General features: G+C 40.3%; 22 protein-coding genes and 1 pseudogene. 2 read left to right on the top strand and 21 right to left on the bottom strand.

Annotated features, from left to right (window positions below; translation table 11 throughout):
- Positions 1–28: 28 nt before the first annotated feature.
- Positions 29–808 (top strand): glutamate racemase, encoded by a 780-nt coding sequence (gene murI / locus EUBHAL_RS09830; RefSeq protein WP_044922953.1) that lies wholly within the window; start codon positions 29–31, stop codon positions 806–808.
- A gap of 89 nt (positions 809–897) precedes the next feature.
- Here murI and EUBHAL_RS09825 read toward each other — a convergent pair whose 3' ends face one another.
- The 6 genes from EUBHAL_RS09825 to EUBHAL_RS09800 form a co-directional block, all read right to left on the bottom strand.
- Positions 898–1,890 carry an ABC transporter substrate-binding protein gene (locus tag EUBHAL_RS09825; protein ID WP_044922951.1) on the bottom strand — a complete coding sequence of 331 codons (993 nt, stop codon included), beginning with the start codon at positions 1,888–1,890 and terminating at the stop codon, positions 898–900.
- Positions 1,891–2,678: 788 nt separating this feature from the next.
- Positions 2,679–3,413: a YebC/PmpR family DNA-binding transcriptional regulator gene (locus EUBHAL_RS09820; RefSeq protein WP_005348814.1), complete on the bottom strand. Its 735-nt coding sequence runs from the start codon at positions 3,411–3,413 to the stop codon at positions 2,679–2,681.
- Between the two features lie 288 nt (positions 3,414–3,701).
- On the bottom strand, positions 3,702–4,871 hold the full coding sequence (locus tag EUBHAL_RS09815; RefSeq protein ID WP_005348813.1) for an aminotransferase class I/II-fold pyridoxal phosphate-dependent enzyme: 1,170 nt from the start codon (positions 4,869–4,871) through the stop codon (positions 3,702–3,704).
- Between the two features lie 27 nt (positions 4,872–4,898).
- Positions 4,899–5,246 carry a type II toxin-antitoxin system PemK/MazF family toxin gene (locus EUBHAL_RS09810; RefSeq protein ID WP_005348811.1) on the bottom strand — a complete coding sequence of 116 codons (348 nt, stop codon included), beginning with the start codon at positions 5,244–5,246 and terminating at the stop codon, positions 4,899–4,901.
- Positions 5,247–5,330: 84 nt separating this feature from the next.
- Positions 5,331–6,857, bottom strand: coding sequence for a bifunctional ADP-dependent NAD(P)H-hydrate dehydratase/NAD(P)H-hydrate epimerase (locus EUBHAL_RS09805; RefSeq protein WP_005348809.1), 1,527 nt, complete (start codon positions 6,855–6,857; stop codon positions 5,331–5,333).
- A 225-nt stretch (positions 6,858–7,082) separates the two neighbouring features.
- A complete protein-coding gene (locus tag EUBHAL_RS09800; protein ID WP_022170476.1) occupies positions 7,083–7,745 on the bottom strand; it encodes a redox-sensing transcriptional repressor Rex in 663 nt (220 codons plus the stop codon).
- A 198-nt stretch (positions 7,746–7,943) separates the two neighbouring features.
- On the opposite strand from EUBHAL_RS09800, the gene abc-f reads away from it, so the two are divergent.
- Entirely contained in the window at positions 7,944–9,872 is a 1,929-nt protein-coding gene (abc-f, locus tag EUBHAL_RS09795; protein WP_005348799.1) for a ribosomal protection-like ABC-F family protein, read from the top strand.
- Positions 9,873–9,963: 91 nt separating this feature from the next.
- Here abc-f and EUBHAL_RS09790 read toward each other — a convergent pair whose 3' ends face one another.
- From EUBHAL_RS09790 to EUBHAL_RS09720, 15 genes and pseudogenes are all read right to left on the bottom strand, one after another.
- The gene (locus tag EUBHAL_RS09790) at positions 9,964–10,239 is read right to left on the bottom strand and encodes a hypothetical protein (protein WP_044922947.1); all 276 of its coding nucleotides are present in this window, start codon (positions 10,237–10,239) and stop codon (positions 9,964–9,966) included.
- A gap of 152 nt (positions 10,240–10,391) precedes the next feature.
- The gene (locus tag EUBHAL_RS09785) at positions 10,392–10,793 is read right to left on the bottom strand and encodes a BlaI/MecI/CopY family transcriptional regulator (RefSeq protein ID WP_044922944.1); all 402 of its coding nucleotides are present in this window, start codon (positions 10,791–10,793) and stop codon (positions 10,392–10,394) included.
- Positions 10,794–10,910: 117 nt separating this feature from the next.
- The gene (locus tag EUBHAL_RS09780) at positions 10,911–11,840 is read right to left on the bottom strand and encodes a M56 family metallopeptidase (protein ID WP_044922941.1); all 930 of its coding nucleotides are present in this window, start codon (positions 11,838–11,840) and stop codon (positions 10,911–10,913) included.
- Positions 11,841–12,377: 537 nt separating this feature from the next.
- Positions 12,378–12,842, bottom strand: coding sequence for a MarR family winged helix-turn-helix transcriptional regulator (locus tag EUBHAL_RS09775; protein WP_005348794.1), 465 nt, complete (start codon positions 12,840–12,842; stop codon positions 12,378–12,380).
- Positions 12,843–13,013: 171 nt separating this feature from the next.
- Positions 13,014–14,082: pseudogene (locus EUBHAL_RS16885) on the bottom strand (NAD(P)H-dependent flavin oxidoreductase).
- Positions 14,083–14,238: 156 nt separating this feature from the next.
- Positions 14,239–16,032, bottom strand: a complete 1,794-nt coding sequence (locus EUBHAL_RS09765; RefSeq protein ID WP_005348791.1) for an acetyl-CoA carboxylase carboxyl transferase subunit — start codon at positions 16,030–16,032, stop codon at positions 14,239–14,241.
- Positions 16,033–16,254: 222 nt separating this feature from the next.
- On the bottom strand, positions 16,255–17,619 hold the full coding sequence (locus EUBHAL_RS09760; protein WP_005348785.1) for an acetyl-CoA carboxylase biotin carboxylase subunit: 1,365 nt from the start codon (positions 17,617–17,619) through the stop codon (positions 16,255–16,257).
- 111 nt (positions 17,620–17,730) lie between these two features.
- Entirely contained in the window at positions 17,731–18,156 is a 426-nt protein-coding gene (gene fabZ / locus EUBHAL_RS09755) for a 3-hydroxyacyl-ACP dehydratase FabZ (protein ID WP_005348778.1), read from the bottom strand.
- A 121-nt stretch (positions 18,157–18,277) separates the two neighbouring features.
- On the bottom strand, positions 18,278–18,781 hold the full coding sequence (accB, locus tag EUBHAL_RS09750) for an acetyl-CoA carboxylase biotin carboxyl carrier protein (RefSeq protein WP_005348777.1): 504 nt from the start codon (positions 18,779–18,781) through the stop codon (positions 18,278–18,280).
- A gap of 6 nt (positions 18,782–18,787) precedes the next feature.
- Positions 18,788–20,026: a beta-ketoacyl-ACP synthase II gene (gene fabF / locus EUBHAL_RS09745; RefSeq protein ID WP_005348776.1), complete on the bottom strand. Its 1,239-nt coding sequence runs from the start codon at positions 20,024–20,026 to the stop codon at positions 18,788–18,790.
- 23 nt (positions 20,027–20,049) lie between these two features.
- Positions 20,050–20,793, bottom strand: coding sequence for a 3-oxoacyl-[acyl-carrier-protein] reductase (gene fabG, locus EUBHAL_RS09740; protein WP_005348774.1), 744 nt, complete (start codon positions 20,791–20,793; stop codon positions 20,050–20,052).
- A gap of 2 nt (positions 20,794–20,795) precedes the next feature.
- On the bottom strand, positions 20,796–21,722 hold the full coding sequence (gene fabD, locus EUBHAL_RS09735) for an ACP S-malonyltransferase (RefSeq protein WP_005348773.1): 927 nt from the start codon (positions 21,720–21,722) through the stop codon (positions 20,796–20,798).
- A 5-nt stretch (positions 21,723–21,727) separates the two neighbouring features.
- On the bottom strand, positions 21,728–22,672 hold the full coding sequence (fabK, locus tag EUBHAL_RS09730; RefSeq protein WP_005348771.1) for an enoyl-[acyl-carrier-protein] reductase FabK: 945 nt from the start codon (positions 22,670–22,672) through the stop codon (positions 21,728–21,730).
- 15 nt (positions 22,673–22,687) lie between these two features.
- Positions 22,688–22,912: an acyl carrier protein gene (gene acpP, locus EUBHAL_RS09725; protein WP_005348769.1), complete on the bottom strand. Its 225-nt coding sequence runs from the start codon at positions 22,910–22,912 to the stop codon at positions 22,688–22,690.
- 78 nt (positions 22,913–22,990) lie between these two features.
- Complete coding sequence (locus EUBHAL_RS09720; protein WP_005348768.1) at positions 22,991–23,968, bottom strand: beta-ketoacyl-ACP synthase III; 978 nt, start codon at positions 23,966–23,968, stop codon at positions 22,991–22,993.
- Positions 23,969–24,442: the final 474 nt, after the last annotated feature.

The following is a 24,442-nucleotide window of genomic DNA, read 5'->3' as shown; positions in this document are numbered from 1 at the left end:
TAAATATAATCAGGAGGAACATAGATTTATGAACCAACTATCCGACCCGATTGCGGTATTTGACTCTGGCATGGGCGGCATCAGTGTTTTAAGAGAGATGACAAAGCTGATGCCAAATGAAGATTTTATTTATTACGGTGATTCCAAACATGCCCCTTATGGAACAAAAACTCTCGAGGAAGTGCGCACGCTTACGATTGAACATATTACATATCTTATTAAGGAAAAACATGCAAAGGCCGTTGCTGTTGCCTGCAACACTGCAACCAGTGCCGCAGTACGAATTCTTCGGGATATGTATCCCGACCTACCTTTAGTTGGTGTAGAACCAGCTATCAAACCAGCAGTATTAGCCACAGGACATGCAAAAGTTGTTGTCATGGCTACACCGATGACATTACGCGAAGAGAAATTTCACAAATTAGAAAGTCTTTACGATGAACAGGCAGACATTTATCCACTGCCTTGTCCAGGCCTTATGGAATTTGTTGAACAGGGTATTTTATCTGGCGAAAAACTTGAAACCTTTCTCCATAACCTGCTTGACCCATATAAGGATAAAGATATTACCGGCATTGTTCTTGGCTGCACCCACTATCCGTTCCTGAAAGAAACGATTCAGAAAATAGCAGGCCCGTCCGTCACGATCTTTGATGGCGGCTATGGAACGGCGAAGGAGCTGCTCCGCCGGCTTAGGGTGGCAGATTTGGCGCAGGTTGACAATACGCGAAAAGGCAGCGTCACTTTTTTAAATAGTTCTGATGATCCGGCGTTGATTCAGCGGTCGAAAAAGTTGCTGAATTCCTGATTTTCTACGCAAAACACAGCCCTCTAAGAATGAAATAATCCTTATTTCATTCTTAGAGGGTGTCTCCCTTGCCTGCGGCAATCCAAAATTTATTCCGAAAACTCTGTTGTTACTAAAGTCTCATAATCCACACGTTTTTCAAGTTCCCCTGCTTCTTCTAATATATCCTGAATCAAGGTGAAACTTTCTTTTTCAAATTTTGTATTTTCTTTATAGCTATCCTGTTCAGCATAACGTTCTACGATTTTTTCGAGTGTTTTTCTATCTGTGTCTTTAAATTGTGGTGCGATTACTTTGGCTATCTGCGCTGGTGTGTGGGTGTTGACATACTCCTGGCCTTTTTCGATAGCACGGGTAAAAGCTTCTAATAATTCCTTGTGGGTTTCGAGATAGCTTTTCTTTACACTATAAGCCGTGTAAGGAACATAGCCGCTCTCTTTTCCTACGGAGGCAACGACATAACCGGCTCCCTGTTCTTCAATTAAGGTTGCTGCCGGCTCGAACTCAACCGTGTAATCAGCCTCTCCCGAGACAAATGCTCCTGACGTATTGGCAAAATCAATGTTTTGTACAAGGTTAATGTCTTTTTGTGGATTCATTCCATGTTTCTTTAAAACGTATTCAAATACCATTTCTGGCATACCACCTGGTCTTCCACCAATGACTTTTTTCCCCTTTAAGTCTTCCCATTTAAAACTATCCTCTTTTTTACGGCTCACAACAAAGTTACCGGCCCGCTGTGTTAATTGGGCAAAGTTTATCAGATAGTCTGCATTGCCCTGGTTAAACTGATAGATTGTCGCTTCTGGCCCCATAAATGCAATATCTGCATCTCCGCTTATTACAGCCGTTGCCGTCTTATCTGCACCAAACCCGGTAGTAAGCTCCAGTTTAATTCCTTCTTTTTCAAAATATCCTTTTTCAATCGCTACATACTGCGGGGCATAAAAAATAGAATGTGCTACCTCATTTAAACGTACTTTTTTCAAATGATGACGGCTTCCCTCACAGCCTGCCAGACAGCAAATACCAAACAGCATGACAAAACATGGCATCATTAATATTATGAGATATCTTCGCATGGCTAATACTCCTGTTTTATTCTACAACAGTATATTCGATGAAAAACAAAATGTGAAAATTCTGATTTGTGAGGCTGCGGAGCAGACGAACTCCTGAAGCGAAATAAAGCATATTGGTGACTTTAGTCGCGGCGGTTTGAATGTTCACTTACAGCGTTCACATCCAAACCTTGCTCCGAGGCCACAAATATGCTTTATTTATCTTCATGAGTTCTGCTTGTTGACAGCTCAGAAAATCAGTTGGAGAGATTTGGGGAAGAGGACAGGAGATGTAGAAGTTCTGGGAAATGAAATTCTATAGGATTGACACTTGAATCAGTGCCATAATCGTATAGTTATTTATGGTCACTATTTTTTTCTATTAACTAGAGCGTGTTTATGAATTTATTTTTTGAAAAAAACAAAGTAATTTGTGCTAAAAATACTAAAGAAAGCAAAAAAGTTATAAGGCGAATGGATAACGCCCAGAAATCTTCCAAAGATAGTTATAATACCAAATAATTTAAAATGATAAGATAAGTGTCAGTCCTCCAGCATTTCAATTCCTCAAAAGGTCACAACTGTCTGAAGCCTCCCTCAAATCTTTCTCAAAATAAATCCTGAATTTGCATGGGCAGCCAACAAACAGCTTCCAAAGAGAGCCGATTCCCTATATTTGTGGCCTCGGAGCAAAGGTTGGATGCAAGCGGTTAAGCGAACATTCAACCTGCAGCGACTAAAGTCACAAATATAGGGGATCGGCTCTCTTTGGAAGCGTCTATTTTGCCTGCGGCAAATCAGGAGTTAAACTATTCTTCTTCTTCCCAGTTATGGTATACTGCCTGTACATCATCATCTTCATCGAGTAAGTCTAATGTACGGTTTAAGTTCTTAATATCTTCTGGGTCTGTTAATGTTACATAGTTGTCTGGAATCATTGTTACTTCTGCAGATGCCATTGGTACGCCTTCTTTTTCAAGGGCTTCTCTTACTTCACCAAATGCGTCTGGGTCTGTAGTAATTTCGTAGCTGTCATCTTCTTCCACGAAGTCTTCTGCTCCGGCATCTAATGCAACCATCATAAATTCATCTGGATCTGTTTCGTATTCTTCTTTAGATACAATGATCTGTCCTTTTTTCTGGAACATGAAAGATACACAGCCGGATGTACCGATATTTCCACGTCCTTTGGAGAATGCGGAACGTACGTTAGCTGCTGTACGGTTCTTATTATCTGTTAATGTTTCTACGATAATAGCGATTCCGTTAGGGCCGTATCCTTCGTATGTATTCTGTACATAATTTACGGAGTTGGCATCTCCGGCAGCTTTTTTGATACCTCTTTCGATAGTATCGTTAGGCATGTTGTTAGATTTTGCTTTAGCGATTACATCACGAAGCTTACTGTTATTCGCTGGATCTGGACCGCCTTCTTTTACTGCTACTGCAATTTCACGACCGATTACAGTAAAGATTTTACCTTTTGCAGCATCATTTTTTTCTTTTTTGTGTTTAATGTTCGCAAACTTGGAATGTCCTGACATTTTATCTTCTCCTCACTTCTCTATGATATTTAAATACTCTTATAGGCATAACTTTTTTAAGTTTATCACCGTTTTATTATGTAGTCAAGTATTCTGGCTTTATCTTTCTGATTTACCTTTCCACAAAAATTTTCGATTTACACCCATTTTTTTATTTTTTATATTTTCATAAAAAGGCTACTGTGCTGGCATATTGACAAACATGCTATTTTATAATCTGTACAATATTCTCCAAAATCAGCTACTGTACCAGAGCGTGTTAATGAATATACCGAAATCTTTTTTCAATTATTTTAATATTCCAGACTCTTTTATGCTCGCAATTGCTTTCTTAATCTCTTCTGGCGGAAGTACGAGAGCAAAACGGACATAACCTTCACCAAGGCTTCCAAAACTGCTTCCTGGTGTACAGATCACGCCAGTTTTCTCCATAAGTTCCATAACAAATTCATTGGAATTCGTATAGCCGTCCGGCAGTGGCCCCCATGCAAACATAGTTCCCTCGCTGTCTGGAATGTTCCACCCAATCTCTCGAAGTCCTTCGCACAGTGCATCTCTTCTTTCCTGATATTTTTTGCACTGTTCCTGTACGGCAGCATCATCGGATTTTAATGCCGCTACTGCACCTGCCTGTACAGGAAGAAATATACCATAGTCAATCTGGGAACGGAAACGTTTGAACACTTCAATGACCTGTGCATTTCCAATGACAAAGGACATACGCGCACCTGTATAATTATAGCTCTTTGACAGGGAATAAAATTCTACGCCGACTTCCTTTGCTCCCTTGAAAGAAAGGAAAGACTTGCCTTCTCTTCCGTCATAAATAATATCTGAGTATGCATTATCATGAATGATTAAAATATTATTTTCCCTGGCAAATGTAATTAACTTTTCGTAGAATTCGTCTGGTGCTGTCTTACAGATTGGATTGGCTGGATAGGATACTACCATCACTTTTGCTGCCTTTTTTACATCCGCAGGAATGGCATCAAAGTCTGGAAGATAGTTATTCTCCTCTGTCAGCGGATAAAACCACTGATTACTCTGTGCGATAAATGCGCCTGTTGAAAAGATTGGATATCCTGGGTTTGGTAAAAGCACGATATCTCCCGGATTAATGAGTGGCAGGAAAATGTGTGCCATTCCTTCCTGAGAGCCGTATACAGACATAATCTCATTCTTCGCAATGTCCGTATTATATCTATTTTTGTAACGTGCTGCTAACGCATCTAAAAGCTCATCGGTCTCGCCTAAAGAATAATGATAATTCTCCGGGTGAAGGCAGGCTTCGGATACCGCTTTCATCACACATTCCGGTGTTTCAAAATCTGGTGTTCCTACAGAAAAGTTGTAAATCTTCTTTCCCTGTTTTTGCAATTCTTTCTTTTTCTCATCTAAAATCTGAAAAATTCCTGCTTCAAAATTCTTCATTTTCTCTGCTGGTTCAAAATTCATATTTTTATTACTCCTTTGTGTTGTCCTTTATGTAATCAGCTCCAGACTGATTTTTAAGGCATAGTTTACTCTCTTTAAGGTGTTTGTGTCAAGATGGCATACCCGTTCTTTTAGACGCTGTTTGTCAATTGTACGAATCTGTTCTAATAGTACAACCGAATCCTTTGTAATATCACACTCCGTCGTAGACAGTTCCACATGAGTCGGCAGTTTTGCTTTATTCATCCGGCTTGTGATCGCCGCACAGATTACGGTAGGGCTGTGACGGTTGCCTGCATCATTTTGAATAATAAGCACCGGACGGACACCTCCCTGCTCGGAACCTACGACCGGGCGAAGGTCTGCATAATAAATATCTCCACGTTTTATCATCATTTTCACTCACTCCATTTTACTTTTCTTTCTAAATGAAGTATTTCCAGCAAACGTCATGAGTATTCTGATGATTTCCTTTGTTTTTTATATTTCTTCTGGAAAATGTTTCCGCTTCAAAATAGTTTCGAGATAATTCGGTAAATCTCCGGCAAGAACACTATAATATCCCTTTTCTTTTGCGGCAGCATCTCCGGCAAGACCGTGACAGTACACACCAAGTCGTGCCGCTGTCAAAATGTCAAGTCCTCCGGCAAGAAAACCGCAGATAATTCCTGTTAATACATCGCCGCTTCCACCAGTTGCCATTCCATTGTTTCCGCTCATATTAATGTATGAAGGTACGCTTCCATCGGACACAATGGTTCTTGCATCTTTTAGCACGATAACATGTCCCTTATCTGCAGTACTTGCAGCCGCTTTTGGCAGATTGCTGCGAATTTCTGCAATTTCTTCTCCAGTTAATCTGGACATTTCTTTCAAATGCGGGGTAAGAATCATCCCGCCTTCATATTCATGAAATAGCTGCCTTAATTCTGTATCTTCTTGTAACAAAGCCGCCAGATTATTAAGCCCATCTGCGTCAATAACAAGCGGTGCCTTTCCTAATGTAAGAACCTGTTTTACTAACTTACTTGCAAATGCACTCTGTCCAATTCCCGGTCCGATTCCGATAACAGATGCCCACGAAAGAGATTCCGGTAATAGTTCCCATGCCTTTTCTTCCGAATCATAAGTCGTAAGAATCGCCTCTGGAAGCTTTTCCTGCAAAATCACACGATTCTCCTCACAGGAAAAAATGCGTACCAGACCGCTTCCGCTCTTATAGGCCGCTGTTCCACTCAAAAGGGCGGCCCCTGCCATATTTTTGGAGCCGGCAATCAGAAGAACCTTCCCGTAACTTCCTTTATTCGTCCATGCCTTTCTTTCCGGCAAAAGTTCCAGGTCATCTGTTGTGAAAGAAACCATCTGCGGGGCGATTTCTTCAACCGCCTTATTCGGAAAACCGATTTCCTTTACAATGACTTCGCCGCTGACATCTGCCCCTGGATAAAGAAGCAGTCCCACCTTAGGAAGCCCAAAAGTGACCGTTATATCCGCCTCAAATGCAATACCAAGAATCTGTCCGGCAGAGGCATCGACTCCAGACGGAACATCTACCGCAACCTTCAGTGCTTCCATCTGATTCAGGCGCTCAATAACCTCCCTGTGCCGTCCTGCCACTTCTCGCTTTAATCCAACGCCAAAAATGGCATCTACGATAACATCATACTCCTCATCGGGAAACTTCATCAAAAAATCTGCTTCCATCTGCTCTAAAATGTGTTTCTGAATCTGATGGGAATCTGAATCATGTGGAATGACTCCGATTTCATAAAAATCTACGGTATAGCCTTCTTCTAACAGAAGTCTTCCCAGCGCCAGTCCATCACCTCCATTATTCCCTTTTTCTGTAACAATCAGCACCCTGCTATCTGTCGGTATTCTCTCCAAAAAGACTTCCTCTAATGCAAGTGCTGCCTTTTCCATCAAAACGATACCTGGAATCCCTACGTTATTTATACTATACGCATCAATATTTTGCATTTCTTCCCTTGAAGCAACGTAACGCATTATTTAACCTCCTACTTTCTAACAACTATCCCTTTCTTATTCTAAGATACAGAATGCAGCATATTGTTGAACTGCATCGTTCCAGAACATATTTGAAAAATACTTTCAGCAAGCTTTGCATCACCATCTGTATGCAAACACCCTTTAGCAAAAAGAGATGAAAATCTGTTTCTTACAACACAGCTTCTCATCTCTTCGTTCTCTTCTGCAATATAAACTTTATACTTACTGATTGTGACTGTGGATTCGATAAGACAATGTCATAATACTCTCTGCAAGATGTACATTCTCTACCAGAATCTCTTCTGGAAAATGCAAATCTACCGGCGCAAAGTTCCATAATGCCTTGATTCCCAAATCAACTAACTGTTCTGCAACTTTCGTTGCCTTCGACTTCGGCAATGTCAATGCGGCAATCATTACCTCATGTTCTTTTAAGAATGTTTCCAGCATGTCGATATCATATACTTCCACGCCCCGCACTGTCATACCAATTAATCTTGGATTCACATCGAAAAGCCCGATAATCTTAAATCCATTACTGTCAAAATCCTGATTGTTCGCCAACGCCTGTCCAAGATTACCTGCACCTACGATAATGATATTATTCGTCTTATCCAGTCCAAGAATCTTGCCCATCTCATTATAAAGATACTCTACATTATAACCATATCCCTGTTGACCAAACCCGCCAAAATTATTTAAATCCTGACGAATCTGGGAAGCAGTGACGTTCATTCTCTGACTCAGTTCCTTAGAGGAAATACGAACAACATTATTCTTCAGTAAATCTCCAAGATACCGATAGTACCGGGGCAATCTTTTTATCACTGCCGGAGAAATAGACTTTTCACTTCCTGATTTTACAACTGTTTTACTATCTGGCATAAGTTCCTCCCTTTGATAAAAAATTCCCATTCTTAAGCTCTAATGAATCAATTATATACAAAAATTCTTTTAATGTCAAATAAGATTGTTAAAAATTATAACACTTATTTACTTATTTTTTCTTTCATGATAAAATACATCAGAAATATTTCTACTTTATAATAATGCAACAACAATATAACTAATTTGGAGGTTATTATGATTTTAGCCTGTCAGAAAATCGAAAAAGCATTCGGCGGCAAATCCGTATTAAATAATGTTAATTTTTTAATTAATGAAGGGGAAAAAGCAGCAGTTATCGGTATTAACGGTGCCGGAAAAACTACCCTTTTTAAAATCATTACTGGAGAATATGAGGCAGACAACGGAGAAGTTATTTTCCAGAAAGGCTCTACCTACGGTTATTTATCTCAGGTTATTGATGTAAGCTCTCATCGCAGTATTTATGAAGAGATGCTCGATGCCAAAAAAGAGATTATCGAGATGGAAAAAAAGATTCGCCAGCTTGAAAAGGACATCAGTACCTTATCCGGTGAAGCATTAGAAAGTGCAATGGAAAGCTATTCCCGCCTGACAGACCGTTTTGAAAAAGCAAACGGCTATGCCTGGAAAAGTGAAATCACTGGCGTATTAAAGGGACTTGGATTTGATGAAAGCCAGTTTGCCACACCAATCCATACACTTTCCGGTGGTCAGAAAACCCGTGTCGCATTAAGCCGTATTCTCTTAATGCACCCGGATCTGATTTTACTCGATGAGCCGACCAACCACCTTGATATGGAATCCATTCGCTGGTTAGAGACTTTCCTTTCTAACTACCGTGGTGCCGTTTTAATCGTTTCCCACGACCGTTATTTTCTTGATAAAGTTGTGGATAAGGTTATCGAAATTGAGCGCGGAACCAGTCAGGTATTTAACGGCAATTACAGTGCCTACGCCGAAAAGAAAAAGGCACAGCGTGATGCACAGATGAAGCTTTACATGAACCAGCAGCAGGAAATCCACCATCAGGAAGAAGTAATCACAAAACTCCGCTCCTTTAACCGTGAGAAATCCATCAAACGTGCGGAAAGCCGTGAGAAAATGCTCAGTAAACTTGAACTCGTAGACAAACCCGTTGTCTTAAACAGCAAGATGCGTATCACTTTAGAACCAGAAGTCCTCAGCGGTAATGATGTACTTACAATTGAGGGACTTTCCAAATCTTTTGGTGACAAAGCCTTATTCCGCAATTTAAATGTGCAGATTAAACGAGGGGAAGTTGTCGGCCTCCTCGGAGCAAACGGTACGGGAAAGACCACCCTCTTAAAAATCATCAACCGCCAGCTTCGCGCCGACTCTGGTAAAATCCGATATGGCTCTAAAGTTTCCATCGGCTACTACGATCAGGAACAGCACGTACTAGACGATAGCAAAACGATTTTTGATGAGATTTCCGATGCGTATCCAAAGCTCACAAACACCCGCATCCGTAACGTACTCGCCGCCTTCCTTTTTACTGGCGAAGACGTATTTCAGGTGATCGGAACCTTAAGTGGTGGAGAAAAAGGACGAGTTTCCCTTGCAAAGCTGATGCTTTCTAATGCCAACTTCATTATTCTTGATGAGCCGACCAACCACTTAGATATCCAATCCCGCGAGATTTTGGAAGAAGCTATCAACAATTACGAAGGAACCGTATTCTACGTTTCCCACGACCGTTACTTCATCAACCAGACTGCCACCAGAATTCTGGATTTATCCCCAGAAGGCATCGTAAACTATAAAGGCAACTATAACTATTACTTAGAACAAAAAGAGGCTGGAAACATCTCAGCGGACAGCGATAACATCACGCTCACTTCCGCCACAGATGCCGCTCTGGCTCCTTCTCCTGAAAAAGCGAAAGAAGACTGGAAGCGTTCCCGCGAGGAAGCTGCCAGACAGCGTAAACGTGCTAACGACTTAAAGAAAACAGAAAAGGAAATCAGCCGTTTAGAAGAAGAAAACGACCAGTTAAAAGAAGAAATGGCACTTCCGGAGAATGCTACTAATGTGGCGAAGCTTATGGAGCTGAATACGAAGTTTGAGGAAAATGAGGCTGCACTCCTGGAACTCTACGACAAATGGGAAGAGCTTTCTGAATAAATTCTGGGCTGTAAATCTGATATAAAAAAGCCCGGCTACAAATGTAGCCGGGAAATAAGCCCTATTATTCATTTTTAATACAAACTAACTATTAATAAGCTGGTCCAAGATCAATCCAGTTTTTATCAACCCATTTACCCTGTGTTTTATTCCAACGGCGCTTCTGACGTCGTCCATTATGTACACGATAGTAAATAACTATCTGATCAGCGCATGGAGTAATACTATCTTCTTCTACAATCTCCACAATTTCTGATCCAAAGTCTACTTCTTCCGCCTGAATATCTGCTGACGGAAATACCATTCCAAGACTCATAAGAATCGCACCTGCCGCTACTACTCTTTTCCATTTTGCTTTTCTCATCATTACATTATCTCTCCTTCTATTTATAAACTTTATAATAGGGGTTACTTCTATAAACTTGTATTACTTCAATAGATTTTTATTGAACTTATCGTAATGTGTATTTATATTCATAACCGGAGAGAAATGTAAAAACGTATGTGCAGTATTGCCTATCAGTCTTTTCGAATCTGGCTTCTTCTGGAATCCACCATATCTGCAAGTTCTTTTAATAAGTCGTCATCTTCCTCATCCTTTAACAGTGCGTTAAATAATCTGGATAATGTACGGCTCGTATTTCTCTGCTCCTGACGGAGCTGATTAATTGAATATTCTTCTCTTGTCATTGTTGGCTGGAAAGTTCTGGCATAATTCTTCGTTGTCTTCTTAAAGCCGGCAACTTCTACCAAATCCTTATTTAAAAGGGAATTCAGTAATAAATGAACCGAACTTGCCTTCCATGTTCTATCATCAGAAACTCCTACAATCTCTGAAGATGTAAGAGGCTTCTCCTCATCCCATAATACTTCTAATATCTGTTTCTCACTATTGGTAATCTTTGGAATTTTTCTTTTCATGATATACCCCTTTTCTTCATTGTTTAATATTAAGTATATCATATAATAAAATACAAAAAAATTCAACAATTAGCCTGTGAATTTATCATCCATATGTAGTTATATTATCTAACCCTTTTATTTTTTATTATATTTAATAATTGGATATTCCTCGTATATTCCATTTTCCACATCTTCTTTTAATACTTTTTCTTCATATTTACCATAGTGGAAAATATAAGTCCCATCTTTCTGTTCTTCTAGGTAAGAATTCTCTCCATCTGAAACAAATGGTGTATTCTCTTGATGCATATCTGTCAATGGTACAATATATTCTGGCTGTAAGATAAAATAATAAGATGCAACAAACCAAATAACACTCACACCCAAGATAAACAAATTCATCTTTCTCTGTGTCCTCTTATCATCCTTCTTAAACATCACATAATGAAATCTTTGCTTTAATGGTCTTACTTCAAGCTTCTTTACAAATCCTAATGTATCCGAAGAAACTTTATCAAAGTTCGCTCTTCTGCCACCTGCCATATAAGTCAGGGTATCCAGATAATACAGGGTATCCATCTCACTGTATTTCTTCGACATCGCATTATCACAGTTTAATTCTATAATCTGGTCTAAATCTTTGCAAAGTAAATATGCCAATGGATTCCACCAGAATATCATTCCTATGATATTAATTATAAACTTCTTCCACAAATCTTTTCTCTTCCAATGAAGATATTCATGCATGAGAATAAATTCCAATTCTTTCTCGTTACATTCCTTCTCTGGAAGATATATAACTGGATGTCGCAGTCCCTTAATAAATGGTTCTGCAATTGCCAGATTATACTCAATCTTAATCGGACATTCTGAATCAATTTCTCTTAAAATTTTCTCTGCTACTCCATCTCCTTTGGAAGTCCCTTTTATAAGATATCCCTTTACCTTATTCCATTCTCTCATCTTGTGAACAACTGCTATGATAATACCAATTATCCATATTGTAAGAATAACTGCCATAACAATCTTCTTATGGATATCTTCTGACTTAGCATATAAATTCATAAGAAATGAGTACAAATACGGATCACATATCACCTTCTGATGACTCGGAAATTCTATCGGAAATAGCATTCTTACCGTACAAAATATGTAAAGAATCGAAATAAACGTAACTCCATACTTTGTTAAATAATCTGATCGCCTTCTCAGAATAAATATGAGGAGTAACATCGGACAACTAATTAAAAACGTCCATATTAAAGAATATAATGATAACATAACTTTTCCCCCTGCTTATTCTGATATTACTTTTCGTATTTTCTACATTATACACTACACTTGAATAAAAATAAATAGTTTTTTGTCGTTTTACTACATTTATTTTTTTATTTTTTGTTTAATTTTTATTTTGTATCATATTCAGAGACATTTTGTATTTCAAACTTAATCATTATATATATAGTTCTTAGTATATTAGAATTTTTATTAAAAATTATTATTTTTAGTAAGTCGCTTTGTGATATACAAAAAAATACCTGTCTGCATTATAAACTTATGCAAACAGGTATCGAATTATTCCTCTTTTTTTCACTTTTTGTTTTATTTGGCCTTTTTAATGTGGCTTTTGTCGTAAGATTTTAAAAACTGTGTCAGACGATCACAGGACTTCGCCCAGACAACGAGTTCTTCCGGACTTAATGTTTCCATGATAGCATCTAACATTTTCTCATGAAATTCTTCATGATGTTTGTAGGCAGCAATTCCCTTTTCGAGGAGATAGACATTAACTACTCGTCTGTCTTTCTCACTTCTGGCTCTTGCCACATACCCCTTATTCACCAGACTGTTCATGGATGTTGTGAGAGAACCTACAGTGATATTCAGCCGCTTTGCTACTACGCTCATGCGTGCACCATCTCCAAGACCGATGGCTTCTATGATATGCATATCATTGTTACTGATATCGGAAAATTCATCTGTGATAATTGCCTTCTCTTCCAGCTCTAAAATCTCGTGGAAAGTCTTTACTAACATTGTGTTTATCGTTTCTCTTACATCGTTCATTCCTATATTCTCACCTTATCTAATACCGTATCGTTTTTATCGCATGATAACCCTATAAATCATCTGGCCTTTATAAAGATCTGCATTTATGATGGCTGGGATGTTTCCTAAATTCCATCGCAACTCTTTATATTTGTATACAATTATGGACTTTATCTTCTTTTATTATCATTATATACAAGAACTACAGAAATAATCAATTACTTTTTTTACTGTTTCGATTGTTTTTGCCTCATAAGCGCGTCCTCCGCAGAATAAAAGGGCATTTTCTGTCTCTCCTTTGGCTGCATGGATGAGTGCTTCTGTGATACAGTACGGTGTTTCTGCCGGATTACAGGTATGAATACAGCGAAGACATTTCGTCGGCGGTATCCTTCCTTCGGATTTTACTTTATCTAAAAATGTGTTTCTGATTGCTCTTCCCGGCATTCCGACCGGACTTTTTACGATAACGATATCTTCTTTTTCTGCTTGAATATAGGTTTGTTTATAGTGTTCATCTGCATCACATTCTTCAGTTGTCACAAATCGGGTCGCAATCTGCACCCCGTCTGCTCCAAGAGAAAATGCTCTCTCATAATCGGCATGGTCATAAATGCCTCCTGCCAGGATGACAGGTTATTTTTTTCTCGTATTTTTCTTCGTATTTTTGTACTACGGTAATAATCTTCTTTACTTCTTCTCCATAAATATCTGGAGTAAATTCTTCTAACTGTTCTTTATGAAATCCTAAATGTCCTCCCGCCATCGGTCCTTCTATCACAATAAAATCGGCGGTTCTTTTATATTTTTTATCCCAGAATTTTAAAATAACACGAGCGGATTTCTGTGTGGATACAATCGGGGCAATCGCAATATCGCTGTCTGCTGTATACGCAGGCAGATCTACGGGAAGACCTGCTCCTGATACGATAAAATCAGCTCCTGCTGCAATTACTTCGTGGGCATAGGTTTCATAATCGTTCATGGCTACCATAAGATTAAAGCCAACAATTCCATCCGGTGAAATTGCTCTCGCTTTTTGCATTTCTTTATGAATGGCACGTTTATTAGCTTCTATGGGATTCTCATAAAAATCTGGTTCTTTAAAACCAATCTGTGCGGCAGAGATTGTTCCGGCTCCACCTTCTTTTGCAACTGTTCCGGCAAGCCTCCCAAGACTGATACCAACACCCATTCCACCCTGTACGATTGGAACTCTTACTTGTTTTTTTCCAATAGAAAATAAGTTTTTCTTCATAAGTTATATTCTCCTATAAGTACTAATATTCTATTTTCTATGTTTATATCAACATAAAACTCAAATAACTGACTAATTCAGTGAAATACTAATGTGACATCACTGACATTTCATTTTATTTGATGTGAATCATATTAGTTCTTTATAAAGCGTTCCCTACATACTGCGAAAACGCTGGTATCTTGCCTCAACTCTCTCTTTTTCTGTCATTTCCTTGCTGTTTTCTAAAAATGCGGAGATATTTTCTTCTAAATTATCAAATACATTCATCATTGAATCTAATGTATAGGATTCCGGCTCTGAAATAATTTTTTCAACAAAACCTGCTTTGTATAAATCATAAGAAGTCAGTTTCATTGCTTTGGCTGCGCGGGCTGCCTGACTGCCATCTTTCCATAAAATAGCCGCATAGCCTTCTGGAGAAAGAATAGAATAAACTGCATTTTCAAGAATCCAGACTTCATCGGCTACTGCCATGGCAAGCGCACCGCCGCTGCCGCCTTCTCCGATTAAGACGGAAAGAATTGGGGTCTCTAAGGAAGACATTTCATAGAGATTTCTGGCGATTGCCTCACCCTGACCTCGTTCCTCGGCTTCCATTCCACAGAAAGCTCCCGGTGTATCGACAAAACAGATGATTGGACGGTGGAACTTTTCGGCCTGCTTCATAAGACGAAGTGCTTTACGATAGCCTTCTGGCTCCGGCATCCCAAAGTTACGCTCAATATTTTCTGAAGTACTTTTTCCTTTCATCTGCGCGATAACGGTTACCGGCTGTCCCTGAAAATAAGCAATACCTCCGCAGATGGCGGCATCATCGCCAAAGTTTCTGTCTCCGTGGAATTCGATAAATTCTTCGAATAATCCGCTGATATAATCTTCACCAACTGGGCGGTCTTTTTCACGGGAAGTCAGGACGCGCTCCCAGGCTGTTTTTTCTGATGCACGTTTCTTTTGTGTTGCGGAAAGTTTTTGTTTGCGAGAGTTTTTCACTATTTTAACTGTCTGACCTACTTCCTGTTCTGATGCCACTGTAATATCACCATCATTGAAGACTGCATTATTGCCTGTATTCTCCGCTACCCCTTCTGCTGTTAAACGGTGCATTGTAAGAATCTTCTCCAACACCGTTTTCATATCTTTTCTCTCAACGATTTTATCAATAAAACCGTGTTTTAAGAGAAATTCGGAACGCTGGAATCCTTTCGGCAGCTTCTTGTGAATGGTCTGCTCGATAACTCGCGGGCCTGCAAATCCGATGAGTGCCTTTGGCTCTGCTAAAATGATATCGCCAAGCATAGCAAAACTTGCGGTAACGCCGCCTGTTGTCGGATCTGTGAGAACTGTAATGTAAAGTAAGCCAGCGTCACTGTGTCGTTTTAATGCGGCAGAAGTCTTAGCCATCTGCATAAGAGAGGTCATACCTTCCTGCATTCTCGCACCACCAGAGCAGGTGAAAATAATGACAGGAAGTTTTTCTTTTGTCGCGCGTTCTACACCTCTTGCAATTTTTTCACCAACGACTTCACCCATACTTGCCATAAGGAATCGTCCATCCATGACCATAAGAGCAACTTCATTTGCTCCGATGCGAGCTTTTCCTGTGATGACTGCCTCATCTAACTTTGTTTTTTCCTGCAGGGATTTGATTCTGTCTGGATACCCAATCATATGGAGAGGATTCTCTGTTGTAAGCCCGGTATCCCATTCTTCAAAAGAATCCTTTTCTGTTAAAAATGCAATCCTTTTCTGGGCTGGCATACGAAGGTAGCCTCCGCACTTTGGACAAATATATAAATTCTTCTTATAATCTTCTGTGAAAATACCCTTTCCACATTTATTACAGCGTTTTAAAAGTCCTTCTGGAACTTCTGGCTTTACCTTGCTGGCAGCTTCTTTTACTTCCGGCTTTGTGACGGGTGTTTTCTTAAATATACTTTTTAATTTCATAAATAAATCCTTTCGTACATAACAGGTAAACCTGTTATTTTTTTATTACGGGCCGCTGACTATTTATTTTTCCCATCTCTTCAAGAACATGTCTGGAAAATGTTTCTGCAAGATGTACATCTAATTTACAAAAGCTTTCGCTTAAATGAAAGCTACATGGCGAACTACGTCGGCCGAATAGATAGGAAATACATCTCAAAAATACAAAATAAGATGTGAATCTTACTTTTTGATTTCCTGACTACGTTCTTCAAGCACCTTTTCCAAATACTGAATCGTAAAATCGCCCTCCTGATAATCCGGACGTTCCATAATCTCATAAAGGAAATCAATATTCGTTGTGATTCCCTCGATGATAACTTCGCCTAATGCACGATGCATTTTTGCAATTGCTTCTTTTCTCGTTGCCGCAAATACAATGAGCTTTGTAATCATAGAATCATAGTATGGGGATACTTCACATCCACTGTAGATTGCACTGTCAATACGAACACCTTTTCCACCTGGAAGATACATATCGGTAATTCTTCCAGGACATGGACGGAAGTTCTTTGATGGGTCTTCCGCATTGATACGGCACTCAATGGCATGACCGGTAATCTGGATATCTTCCTGCTTCCATTTCAGTTTCTCGCCATCAGCAATTCGAATCTGTGCTTTAATCAAGTCGATTCCTGTAACCCATTCTGTGACAGGATGTTCTACCTGGATACGAGTGTTCATTTCCATAAAGTAAAAGCTTTTATCTTTTTCAAGGAGAAATTCAATCGTTCCTGCATTCTTATATCCTGCTGCCTTTGCTGCAAGAACAGCTGCCTGTCCCATTTTCTCACGAAGTTCCTCATCTACTACGGCAGATGGGGATTCCTCAATGACTTTCTGATGATTTCTCTGCACAGAACAGTCGCGTTCTCCCAAATGAATGACATTACCATAATTGTCGGCAAGAATCTGAAACTCTATATGGCGGGGATTCTCTACAAAATGCTCTAAGTACATGCTCTCATCACCGAAAGCAAGTCCGGATTCTTTCTGCGCCATTAAGAATGCATTTTCGAACTCATCCTCATTGTAAGCGACACGCATTCCCTTACCGCCGCCACCAAGAACGGCCTTTACGATAACTGGAAAGCCGATTCCTTTTGCAATTTCCAACGCTTCTTTTACATCAGTAAGCGCCTTCTGACATCCTGGAATTACTGGGACACCAGCATCTACCATTGTCTGTCTTGCTACTGCCTTATTGCCAAGTCGGGCAATAATATCAGAGTCCGGACCGATAAAAGTAATGTGGCAGGCCTCACACAGTTTCGCAAACTGGCTGTTTTCTGATAAAAAACCAAATCCCGGATGTATGGCATCCGCACCGGTAATCATCGTTGCGCTAATAATCTGCTCCATATTCAGATAACTGTCTTTTGCTGCAGCAGGTCCGATACAGACCGCCTCATCGGCAAGCTGTGTATGAAGTGCCTCCCGGTCTGCTTCGGAATACACTGCAACAGTTTCAATTCCCATCTCTCTGCAAGCACGGATGATGCGGATGGCAATCTCTCCTCTGTTTGCAATCAATATTTTCCGAATCATTATGTTCTCCTTTTATCTTTATTGCGACAACTTCTGCCACAATTCTCTATCCTAAAATTATACTATTTCTATGTTCTATCTATCTTCCTTGAGACTTATTCTGATGAAAAATCAACCAACCATAAAAGTTAATTCTGCCTTTACTACTACTTTTCCGTCCACATAGGCTGTGGCTTCTCCCACACCCATCGGGCCTTTACGTTTTACGATTTTGGTCTCAAGCTTTACTTTATCGCCCGGAACAATTTTCCCTTTAAAACGGCATTTATTAATTCCACCAAAATATGCTGTCTTTCCTTTATTTTCTTCTAAGGAAAGTATGGCAACTGCCCCTACCTGCGCTAACGCTTCTACAGTAAGAACACCTGGCATAACTGGCTCCTGTGGAAAATGTCCACGGAAAAAGTCTTCATGAAATGTTACGCATTTATATCCTACGGCACTGACACCTGGTTCCATCTCTTCGATGTAATCAACTAAAAGAAATGGATGTCTGTGTGGTAAAATCTGTTCAATTTCTTTAATTCCTAATCTCATAATTTTCTTCCAACCTGTTTACTGCTTTACTTATATTTATAAAAACCTGTTTTTACTTTCTGTTAAAGCTTCTGACTTATTAACTTGAGAAAATCAGACTTAAATTCATACCTTATCAATATTACTGAATTCTGAATAACGGCTGTCCATACTCCACATTCTCTTCATTTTCTACAAGAATTTCCGTAACAACACCATCGAATTCGCTCTCAATCTCATTCATAAGCTTCATTGCCTCAACAATGGCCAAAGTCTGCCCTTTCTTTACGGTATCCCCTACTTTTATGAAAGGCTCTGCATCTTCAGAAGGTGCTGCATAAAATGTACCAACTAACGGGGATTTTACGAGGTTTCCACCCTTTTCCCCGACTGCTTCTGCTGCCTGTGACTGTGCAGCTGCAGTAGCTGCAACTCCCTCTGTTCCGGCTGTATTTGCACCATTCACGCTGTTTGCGCTGACACCAATGGCTTCCTGTAACGCAATGTTTGAAGCTGGCACAACGATTTTTTCTTCTGGCTGTGGACAACTCATGGCAATGCGGATATTACCCTCTGTATATTCAAAATTCGTAAGCCCTGCTTTTGATACTTCTTTTACTAATTCTAAAATCTGCTGATAATCCATATCTGTCTACTCCTCGTATTTCTTTACAAGAAGAGAAGCGTTATGTCCTCCAAAACCAAGAGAGTTGGAGATGGCTACATTCACTTCCTGCTCTACTGCTCCGTTAATTACATAGTCAAGATCGCATCCCTCACCAGGATTGGTTGTTCCTACGGTTGGATGGATATAGCCTTCTTCGATGGACTTCACACAAACGATTAACTCTACCGCTCCGGCTGCTCCAAGCAAATGTCCGATCATTGACTTTGTAGAACTCATTTTTAAATGGTCTGCGCTCTCACCAAAGGCACGTCTTACAGCTCTTGTCTCAAATAAATCGTTGTGGTGGGTTCCTGTTCCATGTGCGTTAATGTAATCTACTTCTTCCGGTTTTACACCTGCTTCTTCCATGGCAAGTTCCATTGCTTTTGCTGCACCGCTTCCGTCCTCTGCAGGAGAAGTGATGTGGAAGGCATCACAGGTAGAACCATATCCGGCTAACTCTGCAAGAATCTTTGCTCCACGCTTTTTCGCATGTTCTAATTCCTCTAATACAACAACTCCTGCTCCCTCGCCAATAACGAATCCGCCTCTTGCCTCATCAAATGGAAGAGACGCGCGTAACGGGTCGCTCTCACTGGAAAGTGCAGTCAGATTTGTAAATCCAGCAACGGCAACTGGTGTGATACTGCTTTCTGTTCCACCGGCAAGCATAACATCGGCATCTCCGTACTGAATGGCACGAAGGGCATCTCCGATAGAGTTACTTCCTGTCGCACATGCAGTTACTACGTCAGTACATTTGCCTTTGCAGCCTAAGTCAATCGCTACATTTCCTGCTGCCATGTTGGAAATCATTAAAGGAATAAGCATTGGACTCACTCTCTTTGGTCCCTTTGTAATGATTTTCTCATGCTCTTTCTCCATGCTGGAAAGACCGCCGATACCGGAACCAATGATAACACCGACACGGTATGGATCTTCTTTTTCCATATCAAGACCTGCCATGGCAAATGCTTCTCTTGATGCAGCTACGGCATACTGGGAGAAAACTTCCATTCTTCTTGCTGCCTTGTTATCAAGTCTTTCTTTTACATTGAAATCTTTTACTTCGGCTGCAATCTTTACTTTATAATCTTCGGTATCGAACTTTGTGATAGCTCCGATACCTACCTTTTCTTCTTTAATTCCATTCCAGAATTCGTCTAATGTGTTTCCGATTGGAGTCACAGCACCCATTCCGGTAATTACTACTCTTCTTTTCATATCAGAAAAATCCTTTCTCTCACTTACATCACCATACCACCATCCACTAAAAGTACCTGACCGGTAATATAAGACGCTTTGTCAGAAGCTAAAAATACTGCTGCATTCGCAATATCTTCCGGCTCTGCAAAACGGCCAAGTGGAATCTGTTTCTTTGCATTTTCTTTTACTTCATCAGAAAGTACATCTGTCATCTCTGTTTTTACGAATCCCGGAGCAATAGCGTTACAGGTAATTCCTCTGGACGCTAATTCTTTTGCTGCGGATTTGGTTAATCCAATTATTCCTGCTTTGGATGCACTATAGTTCGCCTGACCGGCATTTCCGGCGACGCCGGAAACGGAACTTACATTAATGATTCTTCCATATCTCTGCTTCATCATGCGACGGCTCGCAAAACGAATCATCTGGAAACATCCCTTTAAGTTCGTATCTATTACATTATCGAAATCTGCTTCACTCATAGCCATTAAAAGACCATCTTTTGTAATTCCTGCATTATTTACAAGAATATCAATGCTGCCAAATGTCTTGGCTACCGCTTTTACTAAAGCATTACATTCTTCAAAATCTGCAACATTGGCACGGAAAATTTCTGCTTTTCCACCTGCCTCTTCAATTTCTTTTTTTACAAGAAGTGCCTTTTCTTCATTTCCGTGAAAATGTACGGCTACTGCTGCGCCTTCTTTTGCAAGAGCGATGGCAACTGCTTTTCCGATTCCGCCGGACGCGCCGGTCACAATTGCTGTTTTTCCTTCTAATAACATATCTATAACTCCTTTATAGCTTCCACTGTCTTGTCGATATCTTCCATCGTTCCGATTCGGAACATCTTTACGTTACGGTCAATCTTTCTCATAAAACCGCTCAAAGTCTTTCCCGGACCGATTTCTACGAAAACGTCCACACCGTCTGCTATCATGGCACGCACACTCTGCTCCCATAAAACGGAGGAATAAACCTGTTCTTTTAATAATTCTTTTGTTCTTGTCGTATCTGTCACGATACTTGCATCCACATTTGTCATATAAGGAATCTTTAACTCTCCTAATGTCACTTCGGAAAGTGCCTGATAAAGCTTCTCCCCTGCTTCTTTTAAGTAAATGGAATGAAATGGTCCGCTTACATTTAATGGAATGACACGTTTTGCTCCCGCCTCTTTTAAAGCTGGTGCTGCATTCTCTACCGCTTCCTTATCTCCGGTAATAACAATCTGTCCCGGACAGTTATAGTTTGCAACGTAAACACCTTCCATGTATGCAATCGCCTCATTTACCGCTTCTCCAGAAAGACCAAGTACAGCGGCCATACCGCCCTTACCTTCCGGTACTGCGTTATGCATGAGGTTTCCGCGGAGCCACACCATCTTAATAGCATCCTCAAGCTCCATGCCGCCTGCTGTTGTAATCGCACAATATTCTCCAAGACTAAGCCCGGCTGTCATGTCTGGTGTAAGCCCTCTTGCCATAATCTCTTTTGTCATTGCCATACAGGTAGTAACTAATGCAGCCTGTGTATAATCCGTTCTGTCAAGGAGTTCATTTTCCTCAAAACAGATATGTTTCATATCCTGTCCTAAAATCTCACAGCTCTTATCAAATACTTCTTTTGCCAGTGGGCTTTTTTCATAAAAATCTTTACCCATTCCTGCGACCTGTGCTCCCTGTCCCGGATAAAGAAATGCTATTTTACTCATTTACTCTACCTCCCGATATTCTCTGCCTGTGAAAGAACAACGTTCTTCATCTCTCTGCAGATTCCTTCGATAATTTCCTTACAACTTCTGCTGTCCTTTACAAGACCGGCAATCTGGCCTGCCATCACACTTCCATGAATGACATCACCGTCAACAACCGCCTTTCTAAGACCGCCAAGTGTCAGCTTCTCAAGTTCTTCAAAGGAAGCGCCTGCCTGCTCTAACTTCAAATACTCTCTTGTCTGCTGATTTCTTAAACATCTAACTGGATGTCCTGTTGTTCTTCCGGTTACCTTTGTATCAATATCTTTTGCTTTAATTACTTTATTCTTATAGGCTTCACTTACGATGGATTCCTTAGATGCAACGAAAATCGTTCCCATCTGGATAGCCTTTGCGCCAAGCATAAATGCGGCTGCCATTCCTCTTCCGTCTGCGATTCCGCCGGCTGCAATTACAGGGATATTTACTGCATCAACAACCTGTGGTACTAATGCCATTGTTGTTGTCTCTCCAATATGTCCGCCTGACTCGGTACCTTCTGCGATAACCGCGTCCGCACCAGCCTTTTCCATTCGCTTTGCAAGAGCAGTACTTGCTACAACTGGAATGACGCGCACACCGGCTTTCTTCCATTCTTCCATGTACTTTTCCGGGTTACCTGCACCGGTTGTTACTACCTTTACTTCCTCTTTTACAAGAAGTTCGGCGATCGCATCTGCCTCTGGATTTAATAACATCAGATTCACGCCAAATGGCTTATCTGTTTTTTCCTTTACTTTATGAATCTGTTCTTCCACCCAAGAAGCAGGTGCACCGCCCGCACCAATGATTCCAAGTCCACCGGCTTCGGAAACAGCGGCGGCAAGCTCGGCTGTTCCAACCCATGCCATACCGCCCTGAATTACCGGGTACTCAATTCCAAGCAATTCTGTAATCACTGTTTTCATTCTTTGTCCCTCTGCCTATTTATGTTCTTTGATGTACTCTACAACGTCTCCAACAGTTTCCATCTTCTCTAACTCTTCTGTAGGGATTTCTACATCAAACTCATCCTCAAGACTCATAACCATCTCGAAAAGGTCAAGAGAATCTACTTTTAAATCCTCTTTGAAAGATGCTTCCATTGTTACCTGGTCTTCTTCAATTCCTAAAGATTCCACGATTAATTCTTTAATTTTTTCAAACATAATATAAACCTCATTCTTTCTTATACTCTTACATTGTTTTCTTCTTTATGTAATCCGGAAATTCCGGGAATTACCTTTTTACCATTCTAAATACATGCCGCCCCATGTAAGGCCTGCGCCAAACCCGGCAACAACTATCTTCATTCCCGGCTGTAACTTTCCGGCTTTCTTTAATTCATCAAGCAGCACCGGAATACTCGCAGAAGACATATTTCCATTCTGCATCATATCCATCGGAAACTTTTCAATTGGCTGCTTTAACCGCTTAGCGATTGCCTCGACAATTCTTCGGTTTGCCTGATGAAGAACAAATAAATCAACTTCTTCTACAGACTTTCCTGCCTTTTCAAGAATTTCCTTCACTACAACAGGAACCTGTCTGGCTGCAAACTTGTAAATCTCTCTGCCATCCATCGCCACATAACCCTTTAAAGAACCATCGGCTCTCTTTCCCGTCGGATTCTGACAGGTAAGTACTTCACCTCTGCTTCCATCGGAATGAAGTACGGAAGGAATCTCAATGTTTCCTCTTCCATCTATATTCCCATCTTCATCTGCACTGACAACCGCAGCTCCGGCACCATCACCAAATAAAATACAGGTACCTCTGTCTTCCCAGTTCACGATATTCGACAGACATTCTACACCGATCAACAGCGCTTTTTTCGAAAGCCCGGCCTTAATCTGTCCGGCTGCCATCTGATAAGCTACTATAAATCCTGAACATGCCGCATTTAAATCAAATGCTGCTGCATTCACAGCACCAATTTCCTTTTGAACACTGCAGGCTGTACATGGCAAAAGCTGTTCAGACGAAACACTTGACACAATGAGAAGGTCAATCTCCTCTGCCGCAACCTGTGCATCTTCCAATGCCCTCTTCGCCGCTTTCGCTGCCATAGAAACTGCTGTCTCTTCCCTGGCAATATGCCGGCTCTTGATTCCGGTACGACTCTGAATCCATTCATCGTTCGTATCTACCAACTGAGAAATTTCAAAATTATCAAGCACTTTCTCAGGAAGGCAGGAGCCTGTCCCTTTTATTTTGACAAACATCACTTTCTCCTTTTCTTGCTCATATGATTACTTCTGATCACTTCGTTCTGATATTCTATGTGAATATTTTTATTTTCAAATCTTATTGTTTTGAAATAATATTATTTTGAATTAAAATAGTTTGAATATCAAAGCAAGTGATTACAAATATATCATAGCTGGTGGAGAAGTCAAGTATTTTTTTTGATACAAATGGACAAATAGGAATTTGCCGGGGTGAGTAAACAGACGAAGTCTGAGAATCAAATCATCTATATTTGTGATTTTCGTCGCTACGAGAAGTCGTCTTCTAAGAAAAGGCCGGCATGAAAAGGTATTGATTTTGACTCAGTTGTACAAAACACAAAGTCGTCAAAATCAATACCTTTTCATGCTGGCCTTTTCTAATATTTTATTATAGTCTCGTAGCTCCCAGACCACAAATATAGATGATTTGATTCTCGGACTTCTGTTTCCTGGCTGCCCGGGCAAATT

This window comes from Anaerobutyricum hallii DSM 3353 (assembly GCF_000173975.1).
Lineage (GTDB): Bacteria > Bacillota > Clostridia > Lachnospirales > Lachnospiraceae > Anaerobutyricum > Anaerobutyricum hallii.
This window is presented reverse-complemented; position numbering and strand designations above follow the sequence as displayed.